The sequence below is a fragment of the Shewanella vaxholmensis genome (assembly GCF_031932135.1).
Taxonomy (GTDB): Bacteria; Pseudomonadota; Gammaproteobacteria; order Enterobacterales; family Shewanellaceae; genus Shewanella; species Shewanella hafniensis.
Genome location: NZ_JAUOEV010000001.1, coordinates 457,730 through 475,321 on the forward strand (window position 1 = coordinate 457,730; position 17,592 = coordinate 475,321).

General features: G+C 47.9%; 13 protein-coding genes. 5 read left to right on the forward strand and 8 right to left on the reverse strand.

Features of this window, described 5'->3' with window-relative positions; translation table 11 throughout:
- Positions 1–95 precede the first annotated feature (95 nt).
- The 5 genes from aptA (at position 96) to Q4Q46_RS01860 (ending at position 5,681) form a co-directional block, all read left to right on the forward strand.
- The gene (gene aptA / locus Q4Q46_RS01840) at positions 96–1,460 is read left to right on the forward strand and encodes an omega-aminotransferase AptA (RefSeq protein ID WP_311905070.1); all 1,365 of its coding nucleotides are present in this window, start codon (positions 96–98) and stop codon (positions 1,458–1,460) included.
- A gap of 69 nt (positions 1,461–1,529) precedes the next feature.
- Positions 1,530–3,020, forward strand: a complete 1,491-nt coding sequence (locus tag Q4Q46_RS01845) for a CoA-acylating methylmalonate-semialdehyde dehydrogenase (protein ID WP_220592274.1) — start codon at positions 1,530–1,532, stop codon at positions 3,018–3,020.
- A gap of 30 nt (positions 3,021–3,050) precedes the next feature.
- Positions 3,051–3,416: a cupin domain-containing protein gene (locus tag Q4Q46_RS01850; protein ID WP_115335277.1), complete on the forward strand. Its 366-nt coding sequence runs from the start codon at positions 3,051–3,053 to the stop codon at positions 3,414–3,416.
- 183 nt (positions 3,417–3,599) lie between these two features.
- The gene (locus Q4Q46_RS01855) at positions 3,600–4,322 is read left to right on the forward strand and encodes a TorF family putative porin (protein ID WP_012588307.1); all 723 of its coding nucleotides are present in this window, start codon (positions 3,600–3,602) and stop codon (positions 4,320–4,322) included.
- A 130-nt stretch (positions 4,323–4,452) separates the two neighbouring features.
- Positions 4,453–5,681 (forward strand): IS3 family transposase gene (locus Q4Q46_RS01860; RefSeq protein ID WP_311905071.1). Its coding sequence is split into 2 segments (ribosomal slippage): positions 4,453–4,804 and positions 4,804–5,681, totalling 1,230 coding nucleotides; the frame shifts between segments, so codons are not numbered across the junction.
- Positions 5,682–5,726: 45 nt separating this feature from the next.
- Here Q4Q46_RS01860 and nagP read toward each other — a convergent pair.
- The 8 genes from nagP to Q4Q46_RS01900 form a co-directional block, all read right to left on the reverse strand.
- A complete protein-coding gene (gene nagP, locus Q4Q46_RS01865) occupies positions 5,727–7,025 on the reverse strand; it encodes an N-acetylglucosamine MFS transporter NagP (protein ID WP_012588308.1) in 1,299 nt (432 codons plus the stop codon).
- 317 nt (positions 7,026–7,342) lie between these two features.
- A complete protein-coding gene (gene nagX / locus Q4Q46_RS01870) occupies positions 7,343–8,497 on the reverse strand; it encodes a transmembrane glucosamine N-acetyltransferase NagX (protein WP_311905072.1) in 1,155 nt (384 codons plus the stop codon).
- 179 nt (positions 8,498–8,676) lie between these two features.
- Complete coding sequence (gene nagA / locus Q4Q46_RS01875) at positions 8,677–9,813, reverse strand: N-acetylglucosamine-6-phosphate deacetylase (protein WP_311905073.1); 1,137 nt, start codon at positions 9,811–9,813, stop codon at positions 8,677–8,679.
- 55 nt (positions 9,814–9,868) lie between these two features.
- Complete coding sequence (nagB-II, locus tag Q4Q46_RS01880) at positions 9,869–10,867, reverse strand: glucosamine-6-phosphate deaminase NagB-II (RefSeq protein ID WP_311905074.1); 999 nt, start codon at positions 10,865–10,867, stop codon at positions 9,869–9,871.
- Between the two features lie 17 nt (positions 10,868–10,884).
- Positions 10,885–11,820: an N-acetylglucosamine kinase gene (gene nagK / locus Q4Q46_RS01885; protein ID WP_311905075.1), complete on the reverse strand. Its 936-nt coding sequence runs from the start codon at positions 11,818–11,820 to the stop codon at positions 10,885–10,887.
- A 223-nt stretch (positions 11,821–12,043) separates the two neighbouring features.
- A complete protein-coding gene (locus Q4Q46_RS01890) occupies positions 12,044–14,842 on the reverse strand; it encodes a beta-N-acetylhexosaminidase (RefSeq protein ID WP_311905076.1) in 2,799 nt (932 codons plus the stop codon).
- A gap of 28 nt (positions 14,843–14,870) precedes the next feature.
- Positions 14,871–16,358 carry a methyl-accepting chemotaxis protein gene (locus Q4Q46_RS01895; protein ID WP_311905077.1) on the reverse strand — a complete coding sequence of 496 codons (1,488 nt, stop codon included), beginning with the start codon at positions 16,356–16,358 and terminating at the stop codon, positions 14,871–14,873.
- Positions 16,358–17,431, reverse strand: coding sequence for a substrate-binding periplasmic protein (locus tag Q4Q46_RS01900; RefSeq protein ID WP_311905078.1), 1,074 nt, complete (start codon positions 17,429–17,431; stop codon positions 16,358–16,360). Before Q4Q46_RS01900 ends, Q4Q46_RS01895 begins: the two co-directional genes overlap by 1 nt.
- Positions 17,432–17,592: the final 161 nt, after the last annotated feature.

Genomic DNA, 17,592 nt, shown 5'->3' on the forward strand with positions numbered 1-17,592 from the left:
CACACAGCTCTTCCATGTTCATTATTTCTAACATAGCATAGCAAATATTAGCCACCCTAAAACAAGACCTGAAAATACAGGACAAGGTAGACACTATGGCCGATTTGCCGCTCAATTCCTCAAGTGATGCTTCACATCAATCTTCAACTGAGCATCCCTCACTTGAACATTTCTGGATGCCTTTTACCGCCAACCGCCAATTCAAAACCAACCCGCGGTTACTCACCAAAGCGGAAGGCATGTATTACACGGATATTGATGGCAATAAGGTATTAGATGCTACCGCAGGTTTATGGTGTTGTAACGCAGGCCATGGTCGCAAAGAAATCAGCGAAGCGGTCAGCAAACAAATTAAACAGATGGACTACGCGCCCTCCTTCCAAATGGGTCACCCTATCGCCTTTGAACTTGCCGAGCGCTTAGTCGAGCTAAGTCCTGAAGGATTAAACAAAGTCTTCTTTACTAACTCAGGTTCTGAGTCCGTCGATACAGCACTTAAGATGGCACTTTGCTATCACAGAGCCAACGGTCAAGCCTCACGCACTCGCTTTATCGGGCGCGAAATGGGTTACCACGGTGTCGGCTTTGGCGGCATCTCTGTGGGTGGGTTAAGCAATAACCGCAAAGCATTTAGCGGCCAATTACTGCAGGGCGTCGATCACTTACCTCATACCTTAGATATCCAAAATGCGGCATTTACCCGTGGACTCTCACACTTTGGCGCTGAAAAAGCCGAGATATTAGAACAGCTTGTTACCCTGCATGGCGCCGAAAACATTGCCGCCGTAATCGTTGAACCAATGTCGGGTTCAGCAGGGGTGATATTGCCGCCACAAGGTTACTTAAAACGTCTGCGTGAAATCACTAAAAAGCATGGCATCCTACTGATTTTTGATGAAGTCATTACCGCTTTTGGCCGCGTTGGCGCCGCCTTCGCGAGTCAGCGTTGGGGTGTTATTCCAGACATTATCACCACGGCTAAAGCCATCAATAACGGTGCGATTCCTATGGGCGCAGTGTTCGTGCAAGATTTTATCCACGACACTTGCATGCAAGGCCCTAATGAACTGATTGAGTTCTTCCACGGCTACACCTATTCCGGTCATCCAGTCGCTGCAGCGGCGGCGCTTGCCACCCTATCGATTTATGAGAATGAGCAATTATTCGAGCGCAGTTTTGAGCTTGAACGCTACTTTGAAGACGCCGTGCACAGCCTCAAAGGGTTGCCGAATGTGATTGATATTCGCAACACAGGGCTAGTTGCTGGGATTCAATTCTCCCCTAACGCTCAAGGCGCGGGTAAACGGGGTTACGGCGTGTTTGAACACTGCTTCCGCCACGGCACTTTAGTGCGCGCCACGGGCGACATCATTGCCATGTCACCGCCACTGATTGTCGATAAACACGAAATTGACCAAATGGTTAATAGCCTAAGCGATGCCATTAACGCCGTTGGATAATAGCGCCAGCTGTTCGTTCCACTCTCACATTTAACACCCCGCTGCGGCGGGGAACATCAAAGGTTAACTATGCTCAAGATCACTCACTTTGTTAATGGTCAGCACACTCCTGCCAGTACCAGAACCCAAGATATTTTTGAACCCGCCACGGGTGAACTACGTGGCCAAGTCTCACTCGCAAGCGAAACTGAAGTCGGTGAAGCCATCGCAATCGCTAAAACCGCCTTTGAAACCTGGTCGCAGGTGACACCACTCAACCGCGCTCGAGTGCTATTTAAATTCAAAGCTTTAGTTGAGCAGCACCTAGATGAAATGGCGCAACTTATCACCCGCGAGCACGGCAAAGTGATCGACGATGCTAAGGGCGAGTTGATCCGTGGTCTCGAAGTGGTCGAATTTGCCTGTGGTATTCCGCACTTGCTTAAAGGTGAACACACCCAGCAAGTCGGTGGCGGGGTCGACTCTTGGTCAGTGAATCAAGCATTAGGTGTTGTCGCAGGCATAGCGCCCTTTAACTTCCCCGTGATGGTTCCCATGTGGATGTTCCCAATCGCGATTGCCTGCGGTAACACCTTTATTATGAAACCCTCGGAAAAAGACCCAAGCTCGGTGATGCGTATTGCCGAGCTGCTTAAAGAAGCGGGTCTTCCCGATGGCGTGTTTAACGTGATTAACGGCGACAAAGAAGCCGTCGATACCTTACTCACCCATAAAGATGTGCAAGCGGTGAGCTTTGTGGGCTCGACGCCGATTGCCGAATACATCTATAGCACAGCCTCTAAACATGGCAAACGCGTGCAAGCCTTAGGCGGCGCGAAAAACCATATGTTACTTATGCCAGATGCGGATTTAGATCAAGCCGTTAGCGCCTTAATGGGCGCAGCCTACGGCAGTGCTGGTGAGCGTTGTATGGCGATTTCTGTCGTACTCGCGGTAGGCGATGTGGGCGATGCGTTAGTGGAAAAACTGCTACCGCAAATCCAAAGCTTAAAAGTCGGCAACGGCCTAACGCCAGAGATGGAAATGGGTCCGCTGATCTCCAAACAGCACCTTGCCAAGGTCACCCAATATGTTGAAGCCGGTGTGCAAGAAGGCGCAGCGCTGCTGGTCGATGGCCGTAAATTGAGTGTTGAAGAAAATCCACAGGGCTATTTCCTCGGCGCCTGTTTGTTCGACCACGTCACGCCTGAAATGAGCATCTACCGCGAAGAAATCTTTGGGCCAGTGCTGGCGATTGTGCGCGTGAAAGATTACCCAACGGCGCTTGAGCTGATTAACCAACACGAATTTGGCAATGGCACGGCGATTTTCACCCAAAGTGGTGAAGCGGCAAGGCATTTTTGCCACCACGTACAAGTGGGTATGGTTGGGGTGAACGTGCCGATCCCGGTGCCGATGGCGTTCCACAGTTTTGGCGGTTGGAAGCGATCACTCTTTGGGCCGCTGCACATGCATGGTCCAGATGGCGTGCGTTTTTATACCAAACGTAAGGCAATTACTGCCCGCTGGCCCGTGGGTAAACAGACTCAAGCCGAGTTTGTAATGCCTACGATGAAATAGCCGAATGTCAGCTCAATAAGGAAATCGCAAATGACTGTGAGTATCAACGCCATTATTCGCTTTGCTACGGCGCAAACACCCGTCGAGACCTATCAGTTACCGACGGAAAAGTTGTTAGCAGGCAATCCAACTCAAGGGCTAGAGAATCATTATTCTAGTCCTTGTGATCAATTTCACAGTGGAATTTGGCAAAGTGAATCAGGCGCTTGGAAAATAAACTACACTGAATACGAGTACTGCGAAATCCTCGAAGGAATAAGTGTTATTACCGATCTTCAAGGTCAATCGCAGACGTTCACTGTGGGCGACAGGTTTATTATACCCGCGGGTTTTCAAGGCACTTGGGAAGTCGTGGAACCCTGCCGCAAGGTTTACGTCATTTTCGAACAAAAGTGAGATCAACGAGGCTGATGTTAGCCTCAAAAAAGCTAAGTTATCTTAGCAATAACTCGCCATGAGGTCACAGCAACGGGTTTTCCTAGGCTGTTGTTTGGCAAACCAACGGATGCACTGGCGCAATTGAATAATCATGCCCGCCAGTAACACGTCCGAGTCAACAAAGAAAATGGGAGAAATACCGTGTATAACAATCTGAATAAAAAACGGCTGGTACAGCTTGTCGGACTCGCGCTAACCACGACCCTATTCTCCGGCATGGCCGCCGCCGAAGTAACAGGGGAGATTAGTCTCACTAACGACTATCGTTTCCGCGGTGTTTCACAAACCGCTGGCGATCCAGCCCTGCAAGGCGGTATTGATTGGAGCTTCGACTCGGGTTTCTCTGTCGGTGCTTGGGCAAGTAACGTGGATTTTGATGAGCCAGGTTATAACGGCCCTGCTATCGAATACGATTTCTATGTCGCCTATGGTGGCGAAATCAACGAAGATCTGACCTACGACATTACCCTTAACCGTTATAACTACTCAGGCGAAAGTGACATTGGCTACTTTGAAGTCACGGCTGGCATGGATTATAAAGGCTTTCGTGCCGCTTACTGGTACACCAATGACTACGGCGGTAGTGATTTAGACTATCACTATGCTGAGCTTAACTATTCCTATGAATTTGTTGAGAACTGGAGTCTCGATCTGCACTACGGCTACAACGTTGGTGATGCATTGGATGACGGTGAAGGCTTTGATAGCTACTCAGATTACTCTGTTGGCGTATCGACTGAACTGTCAGGCTTTGGGCTTTCTCTTGCTTGGTTAGGCACAGATCTTAGCGGCGATCAAAAGGTCTCTGATGGCGCATTCAAAACCTCAGATACAGTGCTTGCGAGCGTAAGTTACGCGTTCTAATTTCGCCTTAGTATAAAGTTCGGAAGAACCGCTTAGATAAACTAAGACACAAAAAAGCCCTCATCATCGAGGGCTTCTTTTTAGCTGTTTGTCCCGTCCTGAAATACGTTGACATAAAGAGGACTTCTTTATGACAACATCAATTAACTCAAGCCGTAAGCGCACACAACGAGATTACACCTTAGCCTTTAAATTAGGCGTTGTAGAGCGTGTTGAAAAAGGCGAAATGACGTACAAACAAGCCCAAGCTCGTTTTGGTATTCAAGGCCGTTCAACCGTACTCGTTTGGCTTAGAAAACATGGTAGACTCGATTGGTCGAAACCTTTTCAGCATCCCCTTATGCCTAAGTCAAAAGAAACCCCTGCCGAAACGATCAAGCGCCTTGAACGTGAGTTAGCAGAAGAGAAACTACGTAACCAAATCCTCAATGGCATGGTTGATATCATGGACAATGAATATGGAGCAGGCCTTAGAAAAAAGTACTTATCCGGTACGTCTGGCAAGCAAAAAGCAACGGAGAAATAAACCTCGCTGCCGCATGTCGTGCTGCGGGTATGTCGAGGCAAGGTATTTATCAGGCAGTTGCTCGAATGGAAAGTCGTAGAGCTGAGCTATCGGTCATCCAAGACTGGGTCCAGTACTGGCGTAAATATATGCCAAGGTTAGGGGCCCGTAAGCTCTACACGTTGATAAAATCCAAGCTGGTTGAGCACGATATTAAACTCGGGCGAGATGGTTTTTTTACCTATTTGAGAAGTGAAGGTTTACTGGTTAAACCGAAGAAAAGCTACACAAAAACCACGTTCAGCAAACACTGGATGAAGAAGCATCCTAATTTGCTGAAAGAGGAAGGACTGCATGATGCAGAGCATGTACTGGTCAGCGATATCACCTATCTTGAGTCAGACCAAGGTGTGCACTACCTGTCACTGGTCACCGATGCGAGTTCGCGTAAGATAGTCGGTCATCACGTGAGTAAAGACATGAAAGCCGAGAGTGTGGTGAAAGCGTTAAAAATGGCCATAAAAGATAAACGCTATATCGGCAACGCGGTGCATCACTCAGACAGAGGCTTACAATACTGCTCAGCAGTTTATCAGAATGCGCTTCAGGCGAGCCAAATCCAGCCGTCAATGACGGATGGTCATGATTGCAACCAAAATGCATTAGCAGAAAGAGTGAATGGCATACTGAAGCAGGAGTTTTTACTGCACCGATGTAGGACATTTGCGGAGCTGAAGATACTTGTTAGAGAATCGATAGCAATATACAACGATATGAGACCGCATCTGAGTTTGAATATGGCAACCCCTAATCAGGTGCACAATAGAAAAGGCCAGCTAGTGGAGCTGGCCTAAAAACTGTCAACCTATCTTAGGACGGGACAGTTCAAACAGGCTTATCTACCAACTACGCATCTTATGGCCTTTCACCGCGTAGAACAGGATGAACAGATAACAGGGTAACATCACAATATAGCCGCCCTGCATGCCCATATCTGTCGCCGAGCTCATCAAGCCCCAAGACACTGGACCAAAAGCGCCACCTGCAATCCCCATGATGAGAAGCGCAGAACCCGTGCTGGTCAATTTGCCCATCCCAGACAAGGCTAGCGGCCATACAGCAGGCCAAACAATCGCATTAGCTAAACCAAGAAAAGCAATCATCAACAAAGTATCGGGCAGCGCAACGCCACCAAAAGGCACTAACACAACATTGGCGATAGCGTAGGAGTTATTGTCGCCGAACAAAATACCGCATGTCAGTAACAAACCCAGAATAGCCGACACCATTAAAGCCTTAGGCTGTGAAATAAAGCGAGGAATTAACAGGATACCAAGCGTGTAACCTAGCACCATACACACCATGGTATAGGAGGTCATCACCCCGTAATGCTCAACCCCGAGTGATAACGCAAAAGTGCCGATAGTGTCACCGGCAATCACTTCCACCGCAACATAAACAAACAGTGCCAACACGCCAAAGGCTAAGTTAGGGTGAGACAGCGCCGCTTTAAGTTGGCCTTTATCGGTATTTTCAACGGCTTCATCTTCATTGGATAATTCTGGTAATGGCGACTTCTTCACCGCTAACGCCAAAATGCCAATAAAAATCGCCATGCCTAAGTACGGCAATACTAAACCGTCTGCCATTTCATCAATTTGAATTTGAGTCAGCTCAGTACCGATACGGTCTTTAAAGCTGTCTAAAATCAGTGCAGAGAACACCACAGGCGCAATCACACCCGCACCTTTGTTCAAAATGCCCATCACGCTCACACGGGCAGCGGCGGATTCTTCAGGGCCTAAACGCACCACATAAGGGTTAACCGCAGTTTGTAATAGGGTTTGGCCTGCACCCATCACTAATTGGGCCAGTAAGAACAAGGCAAATATTTGGGTTTCCGCGGCGGGGATAAACAGTAAACCCGCCAGCATCATCACGCCCATGCCGATCGCCATGCCATTCTTATAACCGACTTTGCGAATAAGCCAGGCGGATGGCAAGGCAGTAAAGGTCACTGCGATATAGAAAGAAAACAGGATCAACGACGCTTGAAAGGGATTGAGTTGCAATATTTGTTTCAAATACGGCATCAAAGAACCATTCAACCAAGTGGCGAATCCGAGGATGAAAAAGAGAGCGGCCACTATGGCCATGGGGAGAAAGCTGCTTTTTTGCTGGCTTTTATCGAGTGTCATTTCCATAAACCTGCTTCTTATAGTAATTAATTATTGAGGTGATAACGGGGTTTAAATTAATGCCTAAGTTCCCGAATATCCGTATCGCGACTCGTCCGCAATGGCTAATGTTATCATCCAAACGCACCATTGTTTCAGTGATGTTAAAACAAATAACACAAAAAGACAACGCTGTCATTTAATAAATTCTCGCGAATATTCCCTCGTAATCATCAATTGGCCGATAGCTAAGTTGTAACTCACATCCATAAAATAATGTAAAAAAAGCCGCAGACACTGAGTGCGTGCGGCTGATCTCAAGCTATTAAGCCAACTGACTAAATCCTGACAAAAATATTGCGGCGATACATCCAATATAAAACCAGCCACTGTACAGCAAGCAAGCTGACAACCGCTGCCAACGTTTGAGCGCTTTCAGGCAAGGCCAGCACTAAGCCGCCTAACACGCTTTGGGCGATATATTTCCAATCCACTAAGCTCGACGCTAAATAAATGATGATGGCGTTGGTGCCTATCACCACAAAGAAAAAGGCGGCTTTTTGCCACTTAAGCACATCGACTAAGGCATAGAACACTGCCAGCAGAATCATGCTCCAGCCCGACGTCACCAGCACAAATGAACTGGTCCACAGCTCTTTATTGACCGGAATGACAAGATCCAACAGCCAACCTAAGGCTAAGCAAATGCCACCCGCAGCGGCGAGCAATCCCACTTTGGCCCACTCTCCTTTAGGATGGGATTTAACAATAAAGTGGCCGACAAACACACCCGTTAACGCATTGACTATGGAGGGAATAGTCGACAGTAAACCTTCAGGATCGGGCGTGCGTCCCTGATAGCTCACGCCGGGTAATAAAATCGAATCGACATAGGCATTGATGGATTCCGTTGGCGAGAGCACGCCGGCCTGTCCACCAGGGAAAGGCAACCAAAGTTGCATTGCGCCATAACCGAGCAAAATGCCCAAGGCGACGATAATTTGGGTTCGTAGACTCGTGTGCCACACCAATAATGCGGCAAAGAACCATGCAAAGGCGATTCGACCTAACACACTGGCATAGCGAATTTTTTCAGGATCGGCAGGCGCGCCTGTACCCCAACCGTGATTGTATAAAATGCCCAGTAATAGCAATAAAAAGAGTCGTTTAATCCCGTGACGATACACAGGTAATCGCTCACTCATGGGTAATTTATCTAAACGTTTGGGGGATAAACCTAAGGCCACACCAGAGAGGAAAATAAACAGCGGAAAGATTAAATCGTAAAACCGAAAGCCGTGCCATTGGCTATGGTGCATCTGTTCATCGCCCCATTGCCAACCAGCCCAGCCTGTTAGAATAAGCAAGCCACCAAACAGAGCCTCACCGCCCAAAATCCAAAACATATCGAAGCCGCGCAGTGCATCCAGCGACATCAACCTAGGTTTATTCACCTTTACTGGCGCAATTGCGTTTGTCTGTGTAGTCCCCATGCCATCATCCTTTATTATTGTTATTAAAAGCTTTTATAAAAGTTGAGCAAAACTAATACTGTACAAAACTAATACTGTTTAAAATTAGTGCTGTACAATAAAAAAACTTAGCCCCTGTCATCAAAATACGACAAGGGCCAGATGTTAAAAATCACCTAAACTGCAAATGTAAATGCAATTTAAGGGTGTGTATAAACTGCTTGTCCCGCAATGTAGTTTGCCTGCACTTTGTTCTGCGCATCGAGCAAGACAAAGTCAGCCCTGTATCCCAGTGCTAAACGGCCAGCCTTATGGTCAATCCCGAGGAATTGCGCGGGATATAACGCCGCCATTCTTAAGGCTTCCGCCAAAGGTAAACCCAACAAGTTCACCGTATTATTGACCGCAGTTGCCATATCGAGCACACAGCCCGCCAGCTCACCTGTCACGGCATTTAATCTGTCGCCGACTCTTAACACTCGAGTACCAAAGAGCTCGAAACTAGTCTCATCCTCCATACCAACTGGCGGCATAGCATCCGTGACTAACATCATCTTGCCCCTAGATTTTGCCCTTAGTGCAACCTTTGCCGCCGCTGGGTGCACATGGTGACCATCGACAATCAAACCACACCAAGCAGTTTCACTCTCAATCGCCGCGCCAACCATGCCCGGCTCACGGGAACCCAGTGGTGACATCGCATTATAAAGGTGCGTAAAGCCCGTCGCGCCTGCCGCTAATGCCGCAACAACAGTATCGTAGTCTGCATTAGAGTGGCCCAAACACACCTTCACGCCCGCCGCGACGAGCGTGCGGATCACCTCTGGCGACACATTCTCAGGCGCAAGCGTGACAACTTTAATACCCAGATCTTGACGACAAAATACCGCGAGTTCAGCATCGGTTATTTCGCGAATAAAACCCTGCGGATGTACACCTTTTTTAGGCACAGATAAATGTGGTCCTTCAAAATGCACCCCTAAAACGCCAGCGCTACCTTTGACTAAAGCCTCGGCCACTGCATCGGCTGCATTTGCCATCACGCTGACATCGTCGGTAATAAGCGTAGGTAAAAATCCGGTCGTGCCAAAACGTGCATGGGCACGGCCGATAGTTTCAATGCAATTAACACTCGGATCGGCATTGAATAACGCCCCGCCGCCACCGTTCACTTGCACATCAATAAAACCTGGCACCAGCGTTCCGGCTTGGCGGATTTCCTTCGCGCCAACAACCGTATCAAACGCCAGAATGTGCCCGTCTTCGACAGTAACAGGCACATCTTGATGGAAATATTCACCATCAAAAATACGCTCGGCGATCAAGGTGATTTTCATCGCAAACCTCTTTCAATAAATAACACGAGTGACTTAAGTCTTTAATTTCGGCAGCTTAGAGCGTTTGGGTCACTTTTTTAAGGCCAGCAGGTTGATCGGGATCGATACCGCGGGCAATCGCAACCGCAGCCACGTCGATATAGAAACGTTGTAATAAGGCTAACGGCGCCACACGGGGGTGAATGTCGGTCGAGGTTTGATTCAGATGCACTAAATCGGCGCCGCGTTGGCTCACGTTTTCAATCTGTTCGATATGGCTAGCGTAGGATTCATCGCCAATACACACATCAACGATAGTGAGTTTTTTCTCAACTAAGGTCACAGGACCGTGGAGGAACTCGGCGCTGCTGAAGGCTTCGGCATGGATTGAGCACACTTCTTTCAACTTAAGCGCAATTTCCTTAGATACCGCATAACCTAAACCACGGCCAAGTACGACCAAGTTCTTCACGTTGGTAACAGATTCTGGCGTGAGTTGTGGCTCAGCGTCCACCGCCGTTTGCAGCGCTTGGGGTAAAGAAGCGACGGCGCTAGCAAGCGATTCGCTTTGAGTCCAAGTGGCGGCAAGTTGTAAAATCGCTGACAACGTTGCGAGGTAACTCTTAGTTGCGGCAACCGCTTTTTCTTCGCCGGCACGTAAAGGCACAACAACATCGACGATATCTTTAATCGGTGCGGTTTCATCATTGACTAAGGCAACACAAAAAGCGCCGGCATTTTTTGCCATACGCGCCTGCGCCAAAATATCAGGGCTACGGCCAGATTGTGAAATCACAATCACTAATGCGCCTTCGAGTTTCAAGGTCTTACCATAGACACTCGCCACTGAAGGGGCGGCGGCAAACGTCGGTACGCCCGCTTCGATTTCAAATAAGTACTTAGCAAAAACACCCGCATGATCCGATGAACCACGACCAACGATCATTACAAAACGGGGATCGAAGGCGCGCAGCTTTTCACCTAACTGCTGCATGATTTCAGCGTTAGCTTCTAACTGACCAGCGATTTTTTGCGGTGCGGTGCGAGCTTCTTGCTCCATAATAGTGTTTGTCATGTCTTTTACCTTCACGTTCAAATACAGGATTTGGCTTCAGTGCCTATGTGCACTGATAACGACTTATTAAATTCTTGCTGGGCGAAATACATAGCACCGAGTTCGGGTGGGGCTAAGGTTTTTGAAATTTTGGCGACCACATCGGCACCGAGCCAGGCTTGTAAAGGCTCTGCAAGGCCACCGATCATCGAAAAACGCACCGGATTTAGGCTAAATAGCTTACGCGCCATGTCGCTAATATAATCTGCGCCCTCTTGCACTATCGCCGTCGCGACCGCGTCACCTTCACTGGCGCAATCAAGCACGCTTCTGGCTAATGCGGCGTAGCAACTTGATGATTTACCCGCTAGATTTTCGACAATGCCGAGCGCATCGGTGACGTTAAAATAATTAAGCAGCATATCGGTTAATCGGGTTGGTACGGCAAAACCATCGAGTGCTAACAACACGTGTTCGGCGGCTTTTAATCCCAGCCAAGCACCGCTGCCCTTATCACCCAATGCAAAACCATAACCACCAATACTCAAGCTGGTATCACCAACATGGGCATAACCGCAAGAGCCAGTACCCGTGATGATCACAGCGCCATCGGCACCGCGGTGGGCACCAATACAAGCCGTATGCAAATCGGTAGTGACATACATGGCTGCAAAAGGATGCTGCCAGTTGATAACATCTTGATATAACCTAGGGACATTTACGCCAGCAAGACCAAGACCCGCCACCAGCAAGTGACTATCGCTCTCGTTCATGCCCGCATCCAGCAACGCCAGGCGAGTCGATGCTTCAATGGATTCAAATGTTTGTGTGAGACCATGCAGCGGATTTGCGCGTCCAGCAACACCTGTCCCTAAAACGGTACCGTCTGCGCAGTAAATGGTGGCGCGACATTTACTGCCGCCGCCATCTACACCTATAAACAGTTGTTGATCTTTTGTCTGGACTAACCCCATGACACCCCTCTTCAGCTATCAATGCAGCGCTACCGTTGCTTATTATTTGCCGTTAATACAGCGCTCAACTTTAGTTAACTCAATGTTACAACAAAAATGACAGCGTTGTCATTTACTTTTTTAAGTGATTTATGATCTAAAATCAAATTTAGGCAATCACTGACACAGAAAAACAAAAAGGCTGTATTTTATCTTTAAAATACAGCCAGATATAAAAATCGATTTAGTTAACGATTAAACTTCGGCCTTTACGAATACCATCGGCAGCTATGGCACGGACCTCAATCGGTGCAGTGACCGCCTGTCCCGCTTGATAAGCTTGCCATTGGCCATTTAGGCTTCGGTATTCCAGTTTGAGTCCGGGATAGGCGATATTGGCAAACAGTTTACCGTCACGGATCTCGGCGCCGACCGTCGGTACGCGATAATCAATCCCCGCTTTATCTAACTTAACAAACTCTTTATGACCTAAGGTATTCGCAAGTTGTTGCCAATCCTTTGCCTGTGCATCACGCATGGCTAAAGTAAAAGCACCCGAGCTTTGATTATATACAGCGCCTTGATATTGATAAGGTACTTCCCATGCCGCTTGATGCCAAGCACGCTCGGCCAGCATCAACAAACGCGGGAACACCATATATTCAATCGTATCGTCACTGCGAATCGACTCACTCCAAATCTGCCCTTGCAAGCCAGTAAAAGGTTTGCCTTTCTCCCTTGGACCCGAGACTTTGTTACCCGCCTCATCGAGTTTTATTCTGTCGTCCGCTTCGAACGGCTGATTTTCAATATCGGTCCATTGCTCGGCATTGGCGGCTAAGTTATCAGGCATAAAGCTAAAGACTTTATGGCTGTTGGTCGCACGACTCGCCCAGTAATAACCATGCTCCTTAGGATCGGCCTCATAGGGGAAATCAAAGTACAGCACCTCAGGATTAGAGAGCACGGTTTCCCAACCAAGATTTGCCTGCTGATTGGCGCGCTCATGACCTTTATGGGCAATCACATCCCAAATATTAGACTGCACTTTAGCGGGCATATTCTCAGGGCGAACATGGCTCATGCCATCACTCCATCCTGCAGCTTCAATGCCTTTTGCCGCTAACATAGTCGAAATTCGTTCAATAAAATAAGCGCCTAAGTCATCTATCGACTTAACGCCTTTATCGTTATTGGCGACAAATGCTAAACACTGTGGTGATTGTTTCCAAGCTCCCGCCGTTTCATCGGCACCAATGTGGTAACGTGTCAATGGTTGACCCGCGGCTTGGTGTAACTTGGCTATTTCATCAATCACCTTATCGACAAACTGATAGGTCGATTCCATGCACACGTTAAGCGTATTGTCGTCGTAATATTGCACTGAAGAATAAACCGTTTTGTCGTTTGCATCGGATAACAAATATTGCTCAGCTGCAGTGGTTTGCCCTTCAGCTTGCAATTGACGAGCGCCCGCATCTAACGCTTTTACAGCTGTGCTAGCTTGATTTGCCGTTTCCTGCACAGGAACAACCTGCACTTTGCCCGTGTTTTTAAGCTCTACGTCTTCAGCCTGTAATCGACGAAAACGCGCATCCATCGCTTTAATCGCGGCGCGGCTATGACCCGGCATGTCCATCGACGGGATCACCTGAATTTGACGCGCCTCGGCATATTTCACTATGTCGATATAGTCTTGTTTGGTGTAATAGCCATTGACGCTTGTATCGCCAAACGGTCCACTGCCTAACTGCGGTAATAAGCAGGTATTTTCATCTAAATCATGGCAACGTTTACTGCCTATGTCGGTTAATTCAGGCAGACCATCGATTTCTAAACGCCAACCTTCATCGTCAGCCATGTGTAAATGCAGTTTATTGAGCTTATAAGCCGCCATTTGGTCGAGCAAATCCAGCAACAATTGTTTGCTGTGGAAATTACGTGCCACATCAATGTGCATACCACGGAACGGATAACGTGGGCTGTCTTCAATGGTCATGGCATTCACTTTCAGCGAATTCACATCCACAAGGCTTGCTAATGATGACAAACCGTAAGAGAAGCCCGCCGCATCATTGGCAGCGATCACAATTTCAGTTGGCTGAATATCTAAGCGATAACTGCCCTCATCCCCTTTATGGCTGGCAAATTTCACCGTCATGCCACTAGCAGATTCAGCCACACCCAGGCGAGCTAAACGTGCCACCGCCGCCGCAACTTGACTCTTTTGCTCTGGGTTATCTTGCTGATATTCGAGCTTAATACCACCAGCAAGAGATACTGGTGTATCAGTTGAATGTATCTTCACCTTTTGTGGCGTTGGGATAATGGTATCCACAGCCAAGGCGGCATCTTCACTCACGCTTTGATTGGCTTTAAATAATTGCGCGGCATCGGCTGGCGCGAGTTTATCCGTTTCAGTGCGTTGATATTGGGTTTTAAAATTCGTAAACCCTTCAACATACGGACGCGTCTCTAAACCCGTTTCGGCATCTTTACCCACTTGAGTGCTGGCGATAATGACGGGTTCTAATCCTTTTGCTGCGAGGTAATAGTTTGGCATAGCGTCGGTTTCAGCCAATTGCCACGGCTCACCACGGAACGTCAGTTGCTTTTTCTCGCCCTTAATAAATCCCTTAAAAGCGGCCGTTGGCGTAATACGATGTAAATCGCCTTTAACGTGCGTTATCGTCAATTCACCGCTTTCAACCGATTGCACTGGGCGCATTTGGCTTAAATAAATTTCCCAATCCTGGCTGGCTAAATCCATACCGGGCACGAAATCAATTTGAGCGACAAAACAGCGACCATCGGCTTTATCTTTTAGGCACTTATCGTCTGGCACATTGGTCACAACACGGTAAGTTACGACTAACGAATCCCCGAGTTGTTGTAACTGCGCTTGAGTTAATGCGTCCTGAGCTTGCTGTGTTTGAGCCACAGCCTTATCGGCTGACGCTGCGGAAGGCGTCACAGGCGCCTCGGTACAGGCCGCTAATCCTAAAGCCAGTAAAATGGCGCTTGCTGAGAGTGTTTTTTTCATGATTATCCTTATCTAGCTCCAGAAATGGCTACAATCTGAAGGAAGTTACTAACGTCCGCAGTCTTTCCCCTTGGTGAAACAGTCGCTCGCTCGAGTGCGCTAAGTGCTCGCTATCGAGTGAGGCTGAACCTGAGACATTGGCAAGATCATTTAACGTACGAGAAATCGCTTCGGTGACGCAGGTTTGCTCCTGCGCCGCATGGGAAACTTCGATGTTCATATTACTGATATTTGAGACTAAATCAGTCACTTTAGTGAGTACTAACTTAATTTCTTCCGAGCGGTTTACGCCCTGAGTCGAGAGGGCTTGGCTCGCTTGCATCACAGTGACCGTTTCAGCCACACGGCTCTGAACCTGCTGGATCATTTTCTGTATTTCACCTGTGGCTTGTTGGGTTCGGCTCGCCAGCGTGCGCACTTCGTCGGCCACCACAGCAAAACCGCGCCCTTGTTCACCCGCCCTTGCCGCTTCAATGGCAGCATTAAGCGCCAGTAAGTTGGTCTGCTCGGCAATACTGTTGATCACTACGACCACTTCATCAATCTTTTGGGTTTCTTGCTGTAACTGTGAGACGGACAATGCCGAGCGAGCTAATTCAGATGCCAGCTTGCGGGTAATGTCTAATCCCGAATCGAACTGCCGCTGACTGTCATCGACCGCTTTATCGGCCTGACTCGCCGCATCCGCGGTGCGCTTGGCATTAATGGCAACTTCGTTAGCACTGGCACTTAGCTGAGTTACAGCCGTCACTGCGGCCTCGGTTTCTTTTAGTTGGGTTTGCACGCGATCATTGTTGGTTTGCGACAGTGAACCAAGCGCTTTGGCATCGCCCAGTAATAGCCCTGAGGTTTCGTGCACTCTGGAAATCGTGGCGTGAATTTGCTCAACAAAACCATTAAATGCCTTGGCAAGCTGACCAATCTCATCCTGACTATCGACGGGTAATCTGTGGCATAAATCGCCGTCACCGCTGGCAATTTCTTCCATAGCGCGAACAACATTCTCCAATGGATTAATCACTAAACGTTTAAGAATGATAAAGATAACAATTAAACTGCCACCGAGAATTAACAGCGCCTGCAAGAAATAACCTAAGAGTAAATCTGACAACTGAGCGCGAATTGGCAACATAGAAAACTGAATGGCCAATTGGCCCGTCGGATTACCTTGGTCAGCAAAGTGAATTTCACGTTTTACCAGATACTCATCGGCTACCGTTTGAGTTTGTTGACTCTCGGCCAACACTTTACCGCGATGGTCGCTCACCACGATATGATAAATCTGCGCAGATTTAAGCATGACAGATAACACGGCTTGGATTTGTTCATAATCGTAGGTGAAGATGGGCTGCGCCATAGTGACTTGCAAATTGGCGACGGTATTGTCTTCAAACTTAGTTTCACTGGCGGCCAATTTATCGCTCGCCAACCAGTAAGATGCACCGAACAAAACGCTGACTATCATAAAAATCGCTGCCGCTAACCCAATCTGTACTTTTAAGGCTAATGTTTTCATTATTTTGCACCTTGCATACTAAAGAGACCTAACCATAATTCTTTGCGTTCTATTGGCGTTAACGGACTTAAATCAGGCGTATCGAGGCGGATAATGACCCTTTGTTCAAACTTTGCCTCGCGGTACAGTTGCTCAATTTTTAGCTCGCGATTGAACATCTCATCAAAAGAGCCGTCGCTTACCATACTTTCAAGCCCTGCTAAAATGGCCGCCGCAAGTTCGGGGCGCTTAGGGGACACAAAGAAATAAGCTGGCGAGCGATATTGAAGCAGAATATGGCTATCAACCTTAAGTGCGGGATCGGGGTGACTAGCGAGTTCTTCACCAATTTCCTGGGCGCCGAGGGCAAGATAATCAAAACGCCCACCTTCTAACATGGGGTATAAATTGGTGTACTGATAACTCGTAACGACGGGTAATCCATTGGCCTCTAGAATCGTGGCATCGGGCCAATAACGATTTTGCCCCGCCTTTAACTGCCTAAAATCCGCCATGGTTTTCACCTTGGCAAATCGCGTTTCATCCGCTTTGCGGATAATCAGCAGTCGATTACCGAGTAATCCTTTAAACAATGGAATGCGCACGGGTAGCACAGTTTCTTCTAATTCTTTTGAGGTCATACTCCAAAACACATCGACTGTTCCTGCCATTGCTTCTTCGACCTTGCGTTTTTGATTCATTTGAGTCGACATTTGCTGCACTTGATAGCCGCTATCCGAACGGCGCAGTGCTTCCTTAAGCAAATTTAGCTGCCAAGTCTGCTGTATGGTGGTGACGATTGTTTTTGAAATCGGCGCCTGAGTGTGAGAAACGTCAGACTTAATGGCTTCAGAGGAACCAGAATTAGAGTTTAAATTTGAGTTTGAGTTAGCGGCAAAATGACTTGAGGCGCTATCGGCGGCAAACACAGCGAAGGATGAGGCTGAAAGCCCCGTCAGAGCCATGATAAACAGTGACCAGCAAGCTGCTCGTTTAGTGATGATTAGTGTGGTCGTTAGTGTAAAAACATAACGAATGACACTCGTCATGCCCGTCGCAATGACGCGCATTGCAGCCGTTAAATGAATCGCCATAAATTGCAGCCTCTTTTTATTATCTGGTTTTTACCAGTGAGTTTTATTTATCTATGCCGCTAACGTTCAAATGCTGAGGTAGGCATTGAAGTAATATTGTAAAACACCCTAAAAAAATGGCTGGGCACTGCTTACAGTACCCAGCCCACGCTAGTTTCTGG

Bases quoted from the DNA above. Each gene is read 5' to 3' on its own strand.
- Q4Q46_RS01895 (WP_311905077.1), bottom strand. From the start codon at position 16,358: ATGAAAACATTAGCCTTAAAAGTACAGATTGGGTTAGCGGCAGCGATT.
- nagB-II (WP_311905074.1), bottom strand. From the start codon at position 10,867: ATGACAAACACTATTATGGAGCAAGAAGCTCGCACCGCACCGCAAAAA.
- Q4Q46_RS01890 (WP_311905076.1), bottom strand. From the start codon at position 14,842: ATGAAAAAAACACTCTCAGCAAGCGCCATTTTACTGGCTTTAGGATTA.
- Q4Q46_RS01845 (WP_220592274.1), top strand. From the start codon at position 1,530: ATGCTCAAGATCACTCACTTTGTTAATGGTCAGCACACTCCTGCCAGT.
- nagK (WP_311905075.1), bottom strand. From the start codon at position 11,820: ATGGGGTTAGTCCAGACAAAAGATCAACAACTGTTTATAGGTGTAGAT.
- nagP (WP_012588308.1), bottom strand. From the start codon at position 7,025: ATGACACTCGATAAAAGCCAGCAAAAAAGCAGCTTTCTCCCCATGGCC.
- aptA (WP_311905070.1), top strand. From the start codon at position 96: ATGGCCGATTTGCCGCTCAATTCCTCAAGTGATGCTTCACATCAATCT.
- nagX (WP_311905072.1), bottom strand. From the start codon at position 8,497: ATGGGGACTACACAGACAAACGCAATTGCGCCAGTAAAGGTGAATAAA.
- nagA (WP_311905073.1), bottom strand. From the start codon at position 9,813: ATGAAAATCACCTTGATCGCCGAGCGTATTTTTGATGGTGAATATTTC.
- Q4Q46_RS01900 (WP_311905078.1), bottom strand. From the start codon at position 17,431: ATGGCGATTCATTTAACGGCTGCAATGCGCGTCATTGCGACGGGCATG.
- Q4Q46_RS01850 (WP_115335277.1), top strand. From the start codon at position 3,051: ATGACTGTGAGTATCAACGCCATTATTCGCTTTGCTACGGCGCAAACA.